The sequence below is a fragment of the Ruegeria sp. Alg231-54 genome, assembly GCF_900143525.1.
Taxonomy (GTDB): Bacteria; Pseudomonadota; Alphaproteobacteria; order Rhodobacterales; family Rhodobacteraceae; genus Ruegeria.
Genome location: NZ_FREZ01000001.1, coordinates 1 through 13,872 on the forward strand (window position 1 = coordinate 1; position 13,872 = coordinate 13,872).

The 13,872-nt window shown below is 53.9% G+C and carries 11 protein-coding genes; 6 read left to right on the forward strand and 5 right to left on the reverse strand.

The annotated features are described in order from the left end of the window. The coding region (locus tag DHN12_RS00005) for a transposase (protein ID WP_199913455.1) at positions 1 to 415 on the forward strand (415 nt) is incomplete at its 5' end. Between the two features lie 149 nt (positions 416 to 564). Here the strand turns inward: DHN12_RS00005 and DHN12_RS00010 are convergent. Both DHN12_RS00010 and DHN12_RS00015 read right to left on the reverse strand, forming a co-directional pair. Next, positions 565 to 1,347 (reverse strand): lysophospholipid acyltransferase family protein, encoded by a 783-nt coding sequence (locus DHN12_RS00010; protein WP_108858361.1) that lies wholly within the window; start codon positions 1,345 to 1,347, stop codon positions 565 to 567. A gap of 192 nt (positions 1,348 to 1,539) precedes the next feature. Then, positions 1,540 to 2,862, reverse strand: a complete 1,323-nt coding sequence (locus DHN12_RS00015) for a tetratricopeptide repeat protein (protein ID WP_159089932.1) — start codon at positions 2,860 to 2,862, stop codon at positions 1,540 to 1,542. A gap of 115 nt (positions 2,863 to 2,977) precedes the next feature. Between DHN12_RS00015 and DHN12_RS00020 the strand changes: the two genes are divergently transcribed. The 4 genes from DHN12_RS00020 (at position 2,978) to DHN12_RS00035 (ending at position 7,596) form a co-directional block, all read left to right on the forward strand. After that, positions 2,978 to 3,262 (forward strand): hypothetical protein, encoded by a 285-nt coding sequence (locus DHN12_RS00020; protein WP_108858363.1) that lies wholly within the window; start codon positions 2,978 to 2,980, stop codon positions 3,260 to 3,262. Positions 3,263 to 3,366: 104 nt separating this feature from the next. Next, positions 3,367 to 5,061 carry a sulfatase-like hydrolase/transferase gene (locus DHN12_RS00025; RefSeq protein ID WP_108858364.1) on the forward strand — a complete coding sequence of 565 codons (1,695 nt, stop codon included), beginning with the start codon at positions 3,367 to 3,369 and terminating at the stop codon, positions 5,059 to 5,061. A gap of 80 nt (positions 5,062 to 5,141) precedes the next feature. Continuing rightward, positions 5,142 to 5,957 (forward strand): hypothetical protein, encoded by an 816-nt coding sequence (locus tag DHN12_RS00030; RefSeq protein ID WP_108858365.1) that lies wholly within the window; start codon positions 5,142 to 5,144, stop codon positions 5,955 to 5,957. 355 nt (positions 5,958 to 6,312) lie between these two features. Then, positions 6,313 to 7,596: a recombinase family protein gene (locus DHN12_RS00035; RefSeq protein WP_159089933.1), complete on the forward strand. Its 1,284-nt coding sequence runs from the start codon at positions 6,313 to 6,315 to the stop codon at positions 7,594 to 7,596. Positions 7,597 to 7,806: 210 nt separating this feature from the next. Here the strand turns inward: DHN12_RS00035 and DHN12_RS00040 are convergent, their stop codons facing one another. From DHN12_RS00040 to gntH, 3 genes are all read right to left on the reverse strand, one after another. After that, positions 7,807 to 9,057 (reverse strand): HupE/UreJ family protein, encoded by a 1,251-nt coding sequence (locus tag DHN12_RS00040; RefSeq protein ID WP_108858367.1) that lies wholly within the window; start codon positions 9,055 to 9,057, stop codon positions 7,807 to 7,809. Next, positions 9,054 to 10,811 carry a hypothetical protein gene (locus DHN12_RS00045; RefSeq protein ID WP_108858368.1) on the reverse strand — a complete coding sequence of 586 codons (1,758 nt, stop codon included), beginning with the start codon at positions 10,809 to 10,811 and terminating at the stop codon, positions 9,054 to 9,056. Before DHN12_RS00045 ends, DHN12_RS00040 begins: the two co-directional genes overlap by 4 nt. Before the next feature lie 127 nt (positions 10,812 to 10,938). Further along, entirely contained in the window at positions 10,939 to 12,267 is a 1,329-nt protein-coding gene (gene gntH, locus DHN12_RS00050; RefSeq protein WP_108858369.1) for a guanitoxin biosynthesis MBL fold metallo-hydrolase GntH, read from the reverse strand. A 211-nt stretch (positions 12,268 to 12,478) separates the two neighbouring features. On the opposite strand from gntH, the gene DHN12_RS00055 reads away from it, so the two are divergent. Further along, a complete protein-coding gene (locus DHN12_RS00055) occupies positions 12,479 to 13,786 on the forward strand; it encodes a tetratricopeptide repeat protein (RefSeq protein ID WP_108858370.1) in 1,308 nt (435 codons plus the stop codon). Positions 13,787 to 13,872: the final 86 nt, after the last annotated feature.

The window sequence follows — 13,872 nt, forward strand, 5'->3', positions numbered from 1 at the left end:
TCTTTGTCCCGACGGCAAAGAGCTGAAGCGCACCCGGCAATATCACAAAGACCCGCGCAATAAGCAGCCGCGAACAGGACGTCGCAAATACCGCGCCAGCAAGATGGTTTGCAGTATCTGCCCTGCGAAGGATAAATGCTGTCCAAAGGTGGATGCGCGTTCCGTCACCCGCGAGCGGTTCGAGGAGGTCCGGGAGTTTGCCCGCCAATGCACGGCCTCGGAGTTCAATCCAAAGGCTCAGGCGCGCCGCAAGAAAGTCGAGATGCTATTCGCCCACCTCAAACGCATTCTCGGTTTGGGGCGGCTCCGGCTGCGAGGGCCATGCGGCGTTCAAGACGAATTCACCCTCGCAGCCACCGCCCAAAACCTCCGGAAACTTGCAAAACTGAAGCCGTTGATCCCCGCCACAGGATAAAGGGCGAGGCCATCTTCGGCTGAACCAATAAAATCAATGCTATAGCTCACACCCTAACTCAAAAAACGAACGACTTTTTCAACGGAATCAACCCAAAGCGGACCTTCGTCTCGCTGTTGGAGTCGTAGGAGCAACGAAGGACAGTATACTTAGCGACACAACCCGGCATCGAAAACGGCCATCATAGCGCTTCGCAGGCGAGCCACATCTTCGTCCACTGAAGCGGAGTGATCGCATTTAAATGACGGCAATACCTCAACTCGGATCGTTCCGCTTTTGGGCAAGTGTTTGCTGCGCGGCATGAGCTTGTCTGATGCGTGAATTACGATGGGCCGTATTGTTCGGCCGGTGGTGCGCGCGACTACTACAGCGCCTGCCTTGAACATGCCGAGACTTTCAGAGTTTGTGCGCGTACCCTCCGGGAAAAGCACAACAGAGCGGTGTGCGGGCATGGCTCGGACGGCAGCGGTGAGTGTTTCGATCGCCACATTGCCACTTTTTCGGTCAATCTCCACCAGCCCTGCACCCTTGAATCCGTGGCGCAGGATAACGGCGTCGCAAAGTTCCTTTTTGGCGGCGAAGGTGATCCACTTGGCGTCCGGCACCACGTCCATCAAAGCGAACCCATCCAGATGGCTGCGGTGGTTGATCACGATGATGCTGTTAGTGTCGGCGGCCAGCGCTGCCCTGTCGGCTTGTGTCATCTCTGTTCGGATGCTCAGCAGCCACAGAAGCCGCGAACAGGCACGTTTGACTAGCGGCCAGTACCAGCCGCGAAAACCTCGCCGTTTACCGCAAAACAGGGGCACAAAGGCGATGCACAGGAAATAAACAGGACCCAATAGGAACAACGCGGCGCGTTTTATGACCCGCAGGTGAGCTGGGTCTGTGGCCACATGAGCTACCGTTTCCTTTGGAGGCTGGAGCGACATAGGTTCCCGTTGATTGTGCTGACTGCCGGGAGAGGTTCATGAGGTTTCTCCGATTGGCATTTGCTGCCTGCCCTCTGGGCGCACGGCCCGACAAGCACCCTGCACCCTGCCTCTATGCGGCAATCGCCAGGGAACATCAACAGAAAGTCTGACGTTGGCGATTGGCATCATTGGCTAGTTTGAGCCCAAAGCTCACCTTTGTGGTATGGTACTTAGGTGATCAGTTAAGGCGCGAACCTGCTCTGGATTCACATAAAGGCGATCCAAAAGAGCAATACTGTCAATTGTCGGCCAGTTTTGCTTCAAGTCTGCCTCCAAGGCCAAGGCCTCTGCTTGATTTCCAAGTGCCGCATTCGCTGCTGCGAGGTAGATCAAAGTGGGAGCCGAAATCGGGTCTCCGGCGCGGGTAGCGGTGTTGAGAGCGTCGATGGCTTGCTCGTATTTTCCTGCGTGGAAGCTAGCAGCACCGTAGATACTCTTGTTTGCAAATCGTCCTAAGCCCGACGTCCGCGGACGGTTGCTCGTCGACGCTGCGAGTGCCGCGTCAAAGTCGCCAGTCGCCAGCATGACCATTGCATAGAAATCCAGGACGTTGCCGTCCCTAGGGGCGAGATCCAAGGCAATGTCTGCGTGCTCTATAGCTCGCTTTGTATCTCCTTCGGCAAGGTCAACCCAGGACAGTGCAGATTGCGTCCATGAGTTGGCAGGTGATAGAACTTCGGCTTGGTTGGCCAAATGGCGCGCCTCCTTGAGCAGCGCAGAACGCTGAGGACCGTCTGGTGCAAAAATCGCAAGAGCAGCCAAACACTGGGATGCACCTGCATACCCACCAAAGTAGGATTCGTCCTTCTCGATTGCATGACGGAACATGGCCAGAGCTAATTCAATCTGTGCCCGCTCAATCATGGGAAAAATCAAATTCCGCGCCTGATCTGAGAGCGTCACCGCTTGAAGGCTAGACGGCGACTTCGCCAGATGTGCGCGCCTTTCTGCCTCTAGCGTGGGATCGTTTGAGGTCTCGAATTGCCCAGACACGCCGGTCGTGGTTTCTCCCATAGAACTGACCGTGATCCCCAAGCCTAAACCGACACCAAGCGCCACGAAGATGCTAACGGCAATCTGAATCGCCCTCCTTTTCCATTTGGTATCGAGCTGTAAATCTGTCGCAACGTCCTCAGTCTGAGTGTCCGCAGAATACTTGAGTTCGAAACGAGGTACATATCCGCCGGGATCGATATGAATCTGGATTGGGTCGTCTCTTCCCGGGCCGGCAAAATACTGTGCAAGCCGGCGCCTGAGACGCCCTGCGTCAACTCGAACGATGTTATGGCTGTCACCATTTTGATCCGGAGGTCTGCCGTAGACATCCTCGGCGATTGTTTTGGCGAGCGGCTTTCGTGTGGGATCAAGAAGGTTATGTTCTACGATGTAGTCCAGCAACTCCGAGAGCCGACTCGCGCCTGTGAAAAGCTCGCTGGACTTCACACGATTGAGCTCTTCACGAACTTCTTCCAACTCCAGAGGCCCCGACCAAAGCGGGTGCTTGTTGGCTGTAGTTTCCCTAGGACCCATGCCTGCAGACTACCGATAAACGGTCAAATTGAAAGGATTTTCACCCCTTTCTCACCGTGTGAAACTCCCACTGGCTTCAGCGGTAGGTAATGTGATCTTAGCGGGAGCTAATGGGTTCGATAGGCACATGCGAGTATTCGAGAAGCACTTTGGTGGACTTGCAGAAAGAATTCAGGAGCGCCGAAAAAAGGACGCTGAGCTTGACGACATTTGCAGAGATTTCGAACTTTTGATGACGAGCCGGCAATGCGAATCCTCTCTAGAGGATGTTTGGAACGATGCCTTCAATAGTAGCCTTGCAGGGTTGAAGAAGGAAATTTTGGCAAAGCTCGAACCCGACTGAGTAGAGCGGGACAATCGGAACAACAGACAAGAGAGTTTGGACCGCCCAGGTGAATTTCGGGCGCCACGAACACCGTTTCACAATACAACAAATGAGGAGCCAAAATGAGAAGTCTAAATCAATTCCTATTACCGGTTTGCGGAGTCGCTCTTGTCTTGTCGACAACCATAGCTCGGGCTCAAGAAGGCTCGATTATTCGAGACGCCGAGTATCGAATTTTGGAACGTCAGCACGGAGATCGCTGGGCAGCTGAAGACAAAGACATCGACGTCAAGCTGGCGGAGTTCCGAGAAAAGAACGGCGGCAAGCCCCCAAACATACTGTACATTCTGCTGGATGACGTAGGGTTTGGCGAAGTCGGAATGCCAGATCTGGACGTGGTACGTGGATACTCGACACCAAACATAACGGACTTCGCAGACCAAGGTATGTCCATGATGCGGATGTATACCGAACCGTCTTGCACACCCACTCGAGTCGCTATGTTGACCGGGCGACACCCGGTCCGGACCGGTTTCGATGAGGCCAAAGCGGTGCCTGAGGGCGAAGGTTTGGCGGACCGCGAAGTGACCTTGGCCGAAGTGCTGAGCGAAAATGGCTACGCAACGGCCCATATCGGCAAGTGGCACATGGGTGATATCGAGCAAAGCTATGCGATCAACCAAGGTTTCGATTATGCCGAACATCCGATTCACCAACAGGCGCAACTTGCCTTGATGAATTCGACGGCTTTGAACGAAGGACATGTTGATGGTGTCGATCTGCGGCTTCGTTCAACCGATCTGATGCTGGATGACACATTCCGCATCGACCCTTATGCAATGGTCTATGGAACCGTCGGTGAAAAAGGTGGAGCAATACGGGAGGTCCACATGGAGCCGGGGCAGACGTTCTCGCAGAACGACTATGTCGCCATGGGGCAGCGCTACAAACAGAGCACTCTAGATCAACTGGAAAAACTCGCCAAAAGCGACAAGCCGTTCTTTTTGCAGTACTGGCCGCTGTTCCCGATCAGCTTTACAAGGACTGATATCGAACAAGCGCAAACTCTGAACGGTGGGCCGGTCGCAGAAGCTATCGTTAAAGTCGATGGTTACATCGGTGAAATACTGACTCGGATCGAGGAACTGGGAATAGCAGACAATACGATCATCGTGATCATGGGAGACAATGGCCCGTTCATGGAGTTCGTCGACAAGAGCGGCCAGTCCGACCGGATCTATCGCGGCGGCAAGACCGAGCATCTGGAGGGTGGCGTTCGTGTTAATGCCCTTGTCCGCTGGCCCGGGATGATTGAGGAAGGGACACGTGTTAAAGATATCACTCACGTTTCTGATCTTTTTAGCACCTTTGCGCGACTGGGCGACGGCGAGGCGAGCATCCCACGCGACCGGATTATCGACGGGGTTGATCAAACCGCGCTTTGGCTTCTCGGGGAAACGCATGGGCGTCGAGATTATGTATTTGTCTACGAAGGGTTTGTGCTGAGATCTCTGGTCAAGCAGCAATACAAGATGCATTTGCCACCTCCTGGCGGAAACCCCATCCTTGCTGCCATGTACGACCTATACAAGAACCCGCGTGAGGATCGGCCGCAGGATTCCATTCGTATTGGAGTGGGTTTCGGTGCCAATTTCAGTCTGATGGCCCAACGCCATCTTGCCATGAAAGAGCTTTATCCTGACATGCCTCCTGGGCATGGGCCACTATATGGCGGAATTGAAAACCTTCGACCTGAAACAAAAGAACTCGTGGACAACATCCTATTTGCTCAAGGTCTCACTAGAAAGTCGGATTAAGCGGCCCCCGATCAAGTGTCCTGACCGGCATAGTCCGGTCAGGTTTTTCTAGAACTTGCGCGATTGAAGGACCGAACGCGATGAAACTTACTTTCTTTTTCTCTCCCAATGCCCTGTCTCTTTTCGCTGCTGCTTTCGGCATAGTGTTACCCTCGGTCACAAAAGCCGAACCCGTGGCCCTCTCATTTTCTGAAGACTGGCGACATGGCGTGACTGTCTACGGTTTTCTTCCACAATCGCTGACGGGGACGTCGACTATTGCTAATACCAGCGTTGATCTTGATTTGAATTTTCAAGACGCGCTGGAACTCTTAGACTTCGGTATCTCGGCACAATACGAAGGTTGGACGGGGAACTGGGGTTTCATGGTCGACGCAAACTACGCAAAGCTAGGGACCGAACAATCCATCCCGCTTCCGGCTGGGAACATCGACATTGACCTTGATGTTAAGCAATCGTGGATCGGATTTTTGGGCGGTTACAAAGTTGCAAGTGGGGTTTATGGCAAGAACGATCACCGGTATTCCGTCGATCTTCAAGCTGGGCTTCGCTACAACGAACTGAAGCAGGAGGCTGACGTTTCCACTATGGGACCTAGCGTCACCCTTGGCGGGACTGAAACATGGACCGAGGTTGTTGTTGGCGCTCATGGCACGTGGGAGCTCTCGGACCGTTGGTTCTTGGTTGCCGCGGCAGACGCAGGCCTAGGTGGCGAAAATGTCAATTCCCACTGGCGTGTTTCGCTGGGCTTCGCCTATCAAGCTTGGGAAAATACCTCTATTCGTTTCGGATGGCGGCACTACGAAATCGACTATGAGACTGAACGGTCCGATGGGACATTCGCCTATGACGTCATGCAAACAGGACCACTGGTTGGTGTAACCTTCTCTTTCTGACTACGAGCGTGTCTTGGAGAAAAAACCACGTCCTTGTGATTGTCATTCGTTGTATTCGTTCATTGGTAAGGTCGAACTTGCGTTCAGTGGCTGCTTTGTCCGCGTTCCCGACCTTTTGGTTTGCGCAGCGAAGGTCTGCTTTCGACACAATCCTACCCAGATTTGCTGAGGCAAGAACTACTAACACATAGAAGAAGGGCACGGCTTGATCCGCGCCCTTTTTCTGTTCGTTGTGCTTGCCGTTAGCCGCTTACCCCTTGGGTTCCGGATCTGGTCTTGCCATCACCTTCGGCTTGCTCTTTTTCGCCTCCCGCAGTGTCTCGACCTCTTGGTCGATGCCTACTGGACGCAGCGGATGACGCCGTATCTTTTTGGCGGCGCCGATTTTGGCGACGGCTTCAAAGAGCACAAAGACTTTGCGCCCGAAGGCTTCGTCTTCAGCCGCGGTTTCAAGGAATGCAGGCAGTGTACCCGCCGCGGCATGCAGGGCGCGGTCACGCGGCAGCGCTTGCACACCCGTGCCTTCGGCTACCGTAAGCGTGAGGCAGAAACCGGCACCAACCGGGAGATCGATCCCAATCAGGCGCGTGTTGTGCGCCGTATCTTTGAAGAGTTTGCAACCGGTCGTTCGGCGCAGTCGATTGCCGAAGGCCTCAACAAGGACCGTATCCCGGCGCCCAATGGTGGCTCCTGGGATGGCTCCACGATCCGTGGCAATCCGTCTCGGCGGGAAGGCATTCTGCGCAACCAGCATTACATCGGGATCGCCAGCATTTGCCAATTTACGCACACCTATGACCCAAAGACCGGTCAGCGGAAACTCAAGCCTACACCGGAAGACTATGTTGAGCAGGAGATCCCTGAGCTGCGCATCATAGATCAGGCTCTTTGGGACGCCGTGCAGACCGAGTTGGAACAGCGTGCCGCGGACACGCCTAAAGCGGCCCGTGGAGACCGGCGCACCGTCTTTCTTCTGTCTGGCCTGTTAATGTGCGGGTGCTGCGGAGCACCGTATGTCACCATCAACAAGACGAGCTACCGCTGCAGAGAAGCAAGGCGTGCCGCATGTAACAACAAACGTCCGATCTCGGGCAGGCGCATTGAAGCGCGTGTATTTGGGGCGCTGCGGGAGGCCTTTCGGTCAGACGACCTGCTAAAACGCTTTGAGCAGGCCCTGGAAGATGAACGCGGCAAGCTCGCAGACGGGCAACTGGAGGCTGACCTCAGACGATTTGAAACGGCGCGCGACAGAGCAATCGCAGGGCGTGAAAACATCCTCGCGGCTGTCGCTGAAAGCGCGCCATATGCCACGTTTAAAGCCAAGGCGGACACTCTGGAGCAAGAGATCAACGATTTGACGTCTCGCATCACGACACTTGAGGCACAAATCGCGCGCAGCCAGGCTGAGGTTGAAAATGCGCGCGCGATCTATGAGCGCGCGCTCAACAACAACGAACATCTGCTCTCTGTCAAGGCTTATGTCGAGGAAGCGCATGGATATCTGGCGATGCTCATCGACAAGATCACGCTGATGCCAGACGAGGCAGCGCAGCATGGGTTGCAAGCCGAGATGCATCTCAGCAGCGGGGCATTGTTGGGTCGAGGCTCCGAGGACGAATCCGTTGTTGTCCCCTGTTGAGCGTGAGGGCAAGGAAAGGGCGGATTCCGGTCATTCTCTGCGAGCGCGAAGCCATTTTGGGTGCCGGCAAGGAAGCCGACATTCAAATGGCGAGCATTTTGGAGTTTGAGCTGCTCCACCGCAAGTCGGCTCAGTGCCCATAGTAACGAGCGCTGCGAGCTACAACAGCGGCTGCAACGCACACTTGAGCTGCCATAATCCCAGACCGCATCACACGAAAAACTCCGCCCGCTCTACCACCCAAATCATGGCGATCAAGCTGGCGCAGACGGCAACGGCGGCTCGCGACCCGACCCATACGCGGCCCGGCAACTTGCGTAGAAACAGAACAACAGGCCAGATCAGCAAAACGATCATCAACTGCCCTATTTCGACACCAACATTGAAGGCAAGCAAGCTGTGCCAGACATTTGGCGCATCAACCCGCAGGATTTGGTGCAGCATGAAGGAAAAGCCAAATCCGTGCAGCAGACCAATGCTTGAGGTGATGGCAAAAGCTTTTAGATCACCATGTTTTTGGTTAGAAGGACGAACGGCCATTATGGCGGCGTAGATAATTGACAAAGCAATTGCCAACTCGACTGTCGGGATGAACCATGCGCCGCTTGGGGCGATGCCAAAAAAGCCGAGGATCAGCGTCACCGTGTGGCCAAGGGTGAATCCCGTGACGCGCGCCAACAGGCTATGCAGGTTCAGCGCTCCGATGATCATACAAAGTACGAATAGAACATGGTCGGGGCCTTCCAATATGTGTCGAATGCCCTCGACAACAAAGGTCGAAGCGGCAGCGGTTGCAGATCCGGAAACGGTGACCGGATCGTGCATAAGCCCGGTCGCGCGAAAAGTGCGGATTAGCTCTCCATTGTAATCAAGGATTAGGTTCGCCGTATCTTCCTGACCCGGCAGTCCGGGGTTTGATCTATGTGAAAGGCTGTATGTGCCAACGGGACCGGTATCGTAGCGCAAGTGCAGATCCAGCATGACGTCGCCGACATAGGTCTCGCCTACGGCGCGCGGAAATACGTTCCTAACAGTTACCGCGGATTGTGCTTCTTCCAGAGTGGCAAACCCCAGCTCGGACCCTAGGGGATGCAATCGCATGGATACGACAGTTACGGGTTGTGCGTGCCCTTCGACCGACAAATCAACAGTATCGGCTGCAAGAGCTGCCAGTCCTTCCGGATCGCTTCGCAGCGCATGTTGATCCAGATAGTGCATCAGAACACCACCTTCGATCTGATTGTATGTATATGGCGCCGGGGTGGGCAGGCCCTCGGAATCTTCAGACCCGACCAGACCCGCCATAACATAGGACATCGGCATTCGTAGATAGATGTCCAACCCATCGCCGGAATGAGACACGTGATGCACTCGTACGTTCTGATTCAGCTTGAAATGAGCCAATGCGGGCTGAGCGAGCAAGCTGATAACGGCTGCAAGAAATATGAAGACATGCCTCATGAGTTGCCTCCTTCCGATGTGAATTGACGATTCACTCGAGCTTCAAGAATTGTCAGGCCTGTTAAAAACCATGCGCCTTCGTACTGCCGGACTTCCAGCAATGCGCGATACGCCACGGTGCGACGATGCAAGTGGCCCCAATGACCGCCACTGACCGAGGCGTTCCAACGGGCCAATACTTGATTCCCGCCATCTGTCTTGGGTTCGACGCTTTCCACAATCAGCCCTTCAGCGGATTCGATCTGAGCGGTGGCACCTGATGGCAGAGTTACAGACAAACCGCGCCGGATTTCTGCCCCGATGTCATTCAAAGCCTCTGCGGTGACGAACGCATTCAGAGCTTCTGACATTTGGGCTCCTTGCGTCTCCAATCGCGCAGTTGCGAGGTTTGAGACAATTTTCTCGGTTATCTCGACAGCTGCTTCTGTGTTGGCCAGCGTATCGGCCGGAAGTGTCATTTCCACCGTCGCGGTCCTCAGAGCGGTGGCAGCGAGACAGATTGAAAGGGCACCCACAGCCCATCCCTGCCACTGACCCGAGCGGTTTCGCCATGCAAACGCCCCAAGGAATACTGCAAAGACAACAAGCCCAAGTGACCAGACCGGCACCGGTATAGAGCGCTCGGCGGCAACCCTGACCGGCTGTGTTCTTGGATCACTCCAGTTCAGAATATAGTTTTTCCACGAAATGTCGGGCACATCTCGGGTCACTTGCCCGGGCACAGCCCCGGCGGGATCCGAAATTTGAACAGGTATGGTTTCTGCTTCTTCAGTAAATAAGTCCCATTTCAAGGAAACCTCATTGGGCAATTTATCGCGGGGGTAAGACAGAACTATGCCAAGCAGGGCAGTATCCCGATTTGTGTTCAACGGATTTTCAAGAACTTTTAAACCATTAACGCCAACGGAAAGCTGCTCTACTTTTGCCGCGCTTGGAACGATAGGCTGACCGTCAATTGTCAATGGATTGCTACTCAAAAACAAATCGATGGCCTGCTGCTCAATATTGGCCATCGCAGCGGCATCAAGGTCTGTCGTTTCTCCAAGTCTTAGATCAACCCAGCTTTCCAAGTCGCGCAGACGGAAGATCACCTCATGGCGAACTTCTCGCGGTTCAACAGACACGAAGGACATGAGTGCTGATTTGTGGTGCCTGGTCAGGTTCGGGTTCTCAAACCGACTGTACCAGGGGTCGTTCCAGTTGGGATAAAACACCTCAGACCGGGAAAGATATCGATAATCTGTGACGGCCACGCCAAGGTGATCGAAGATCACCCCAATGGCCGCAGTCGGAATTCCGTCAGATGTAAGGGGCGGCTTGAATTCAATTTCCGTTGGTTGGTCAGTAAAAGGATAGTCAAGGACGACGGAAATGACCTGCGCTGATCGTTCGTCATTTGAAGGCAGGCCGTAGTTTGGCCTGAACGCTGTTACCCTCGGTTTTCTGGGGCGCACTTCAAGCTGATAGGTTTCGGGTACAAGGGCCGTGCCATCTGCATGAACTTCAAACGCTTTGCCTGTTCTTTCGGTCAGGCTGCTGGCCTGATCTTCACCGTCCCCAGGTTTCGCCAGAAAGCCGTGAACATCATCAAGGTCGATCTCCAACGCGACCCGGACTCGGTCTTCCAGAACAGAAATTTCGGCGAAGTTGGCAGCAGTTTCCGCACCATTCGCTGGCAGCAAGTCGGCTTGGGTTGGCATCGGGTGCAAAAGCAAAAAGACGGCAAGAATGATCAAAGGTTTAAAAGGCATCATGAGAGAACACTCCTTTGCAGGCCCTGTTCTGTGCTTCCTGATCCAAACCCGAGGTTTAGCCTGAAAAAAGAAGCACAGAGGCCGGTGCCGGATGGCATGCCAAAAGGCACCGGGTTGTTTTCAGGACTTATTTGGGTTCAGACTTCTCCGGGTATGGAAACTCTTGCCCCATGGCTTCGCTGGCCTCTTCGTAGATTGGGCGCAACACATCCTCGACATCCCAGACCCCACTGGCGACAAAGTCACTGAAATCTAAGGTTTCCACCCCGAGCTGTTCCGCCATCGCAGTTTTGTCTTCAACTTTTGGCGCCTCTGCGGGGGCCGCCAATGGCGGTGCCCAGGTCCGCTCTTCGGTTGCAGCCATGCGCACGACGATGTCGTCCTTAGTCACGTTCCAGACCATGAAATCTTCGGACATGCTGAGGGGGCCGTCATAGGTGGACCGTATACGCTCATACACGCCATTGACGGTGTCAAAGTCATTGAAGAAATGGTACGCGACTGCCATGCGTGGCTTGATCTCACTCATGACCTTGCCGAACGCCTCTGGTGCAGTGTGAACTTGTGTGCCCACCTGCAATGCTGATTCCGGTGTGAACTTCATTTTGCTGACCAGTTCGGGCACAGCAATAAAGCACTCATGGATTACCAGGTCAGCGTCCTTGGAATATTCGACGAACCATTTGTTGGGGTAGGTGTCCGAGCTGAAGACGAACTTCAGATCATTCCACTCCAGCGCATAACTGACCGAGCCATCAATGGAATGGATCGCGGGAAATGTGCGAATAACAACGCCGTTTGCCTCGTAGATCGGTTCATTCTCAAGCTTGTAATTGAATTCGGTCACATCCATAACATAGCCGCGGAAATCCACGTTTCCGGCCCGGCCTGCCAAGTCCCACGACAGCATTTCCTGCATGCGGTCCAAGGCATAGGCCGTGCCAAGCTCCGGCACTGCGCCGCTGGGTCCCCATACCCGAAGAGGAACATTGCGTCCCATCAAAGCACCACCGATGAACAGGTCATGCAGCGCACCGAAATGATCGGTGTGCAAATGCCCGATGAACACTTTGTCGAGGTAGTTGTAGGGGATTTGCAACGACGAAATCCGCTCGGCTGATCCCGAACCGATATCGAACAGAAACTTGTCGCCGTTTCCAAGCTCGACCAGAAAACAGGCCGCAGCTTGTGCTGCTCGGGTGGTTGGCATCCCGGTACCGCAGGCAATCACCCGCATTTCGTCAGGTTTCAGGTCCTCACTGTTTGGGTAGTACGTATCTCTCTCTCTCGCCTTGACCGGGGACACTTCTGGCGTTTCCTGAGCCAAGGCCATCGAAGGGCCGAAGGTATAACTTAGGATTTTCAGCCCTCCGTTCGGGGCGGCCAGCCAGAACCCAAACGTCAACCCGGCCACCAGATAGGCTGAGTACTTCAATAGTCGTTTTCGTCTATTCATGATTAACACTCCCTTGCAAAACTCGGCGACAACTCCGGAATAACGAAGAGGCCGTCACCGACGGGACATCGGTTGCGATGCAAGGTTAGTGTTCCGCAGGATTTTCAATTGAGTAACGGACTCACTGTGACACAGGCGTGACTCACACAGGTCAGAAGTGCATTATAATATCTGAATACGATTGGTGTAACCTTGTAATTAAAGGGTAAAAATGCCTTCAGACATTAAGGACATCGACAAGAGCAATGCTTTGGAGGCGGTGTGCAAAAGTGAGTTGTTTTCTCACTTGGATCGGCTTTGTGCTTTTTTGAAGTACATCGTGACGGAAGAAGTGGAAGGCCGCGGTGAGCTCATTATGGGCAAAACAATCGCTCAGGATGTGTATGATCGCGATCCTACTGAAGAAGGGGATGCAAACAATGTTGTCAGGGTGGATGCGCGGCGTCTGAGGCAAAATCTTGAACATTACTATGACACGACAGGAACTGCCGATCCCGTTAGAATATTCGTCGACACCGGGGGCTACAGACCACGGTTTGAACGGGTCGAAGTTGACGCATCTGGCGAGAAGAGGTCTCGTCGCACATTCGGCTGGGCTGTGCTGGCCTTCATCATAGGAACCGCTATCGGCATCGCCGTTGCTACCATCACTATCGAGAACAACCCTTCTGATCCCGGCCAAACCCGAACCGAGTTTCCAATACAAGACAAGCTAAAGCGTCAGGCCGTCATCGAACAATCGGCGTCTTCATTGCAGGCCATGAATCTGGCCAATCAGGCAAGAAGCATGATGTTTCCCATATTTGATGCGCCGCGCCAACAGTTGGTGGCTGAAGTTTTCCGCAGGGTTATCGAACTTGGCCCCGATTACCATGGTGGCTATGCTGGTGCGGCTCAGGCGCTCGGAAATCTGGCAATCCTAACCCCGCCAGGCCCGGAAAAAAATGCACTGCTCGACGAAGCAGTGACCATGGCTGATCAAGCACGCCGCCTTGCTCCGACAGATCCATGGGCCCAGTCAGCTCAGGCTTGGGTTAAATTTGCTAACAGAGAATTTGATGAGGCCATGAGAATCTCAACACGAGCCGCGACACTTGCACCAGATGATGAGCATGTGTTGGACATACATGGCTCAATCGCATTGTTCTCAGGTCATTTTGCCGAAGCTGCAAGCTCTGCGGCCAAAGCCATGAACGGAGGTCGAAGCAACCAGCGATTTGCCAATCGAAACATTTTTGGTGCTGCGAATTTCCACTTGGAAAATTACGAAAAATCTCTGGATTCCTTTTCGGCAGCCGCAGAGTACGGAGACCCGATCAGCGCCCCGTCCTTCGCCTATCAAACGGCCGCACTGTATGAGTTGGGTAATACCAAAGAAGCCGCTCGAAAATACGCCGAGTTAAGGAAATCTTGGCCTGATGCCGACGTAGGAAAGATGCTGGCTGGCATTTTTAGAGATCCATCACATGTCGAGAAAGTTATGAGAAGCATAAGAAGTTTGGACAACAACCCGGACTGATTTCACGCTCAGAGATATCATCATAGCAATTCCGAAATTTGTAAGTAAGGTTTGTTGGTCAGACTGTGGGTTCAGCGAGACCTCAA

Bases quoted from the DNA above. Each gene is read 5' to 3' on its own strand.
- DHN12_RS00030 (WP_108858365.1), top strand. From the start codon at position 5,142: ATGAAACTTACTTTCTTTTTCTCTCCCAATGCCCTGTCTCTTTTCGCT.
- DHN12_RS00035 (WP_159089933.1), top strand. From the start codon at position 6,313: ATGACGCCGTATCTTTTTGGCGGCGCCGATTTTGGCGACGGCTTCAAA.
- DHN12_RS00040 (WP_108858367.1), bottom strand. From the start codon at position 9,057: ATGAGGCATGTCTTCATATTTCTTGCAGCCGTTATCAGCTTGCTCGCT.
- gntH (WP_108858369.1), bottom strand. From the start codon at position 12,267: ATGAATAGACGAAAACGACTATTGAAGTACTCAGCCTATCTGGTGGCC.
- DHN12_RS00055 (WP_108858370.1), top strand. From the start codon at position 12,479: ATGCCTTCAGACATTAAGGACATCGACAAGAGCAATGCTTTGGAGGCG.
- DHN12_RS00045 (WP_108858368.1), bottom strand. From the start codon at position 10,811: ATGATGCCTTTTAAACCTTTGATCATTCTTGCCGTCTTTTTGCTTTTG.
- DHN12_RS00010 (WP_108858361.1), bottom strand. From the start codon at position 1,347: ATGTCGCTCCAGCCTCCAAAGGAAACGGTAGCTCATGTGGCCACAGAC.
- DHN12_RS00025 (WP_108858364.1), top strand. From the start codon at position 3,367: ATGAGAAGTCTAAATCAATTCCTATTACCGGTTTGCGGAGTCGCTCTT.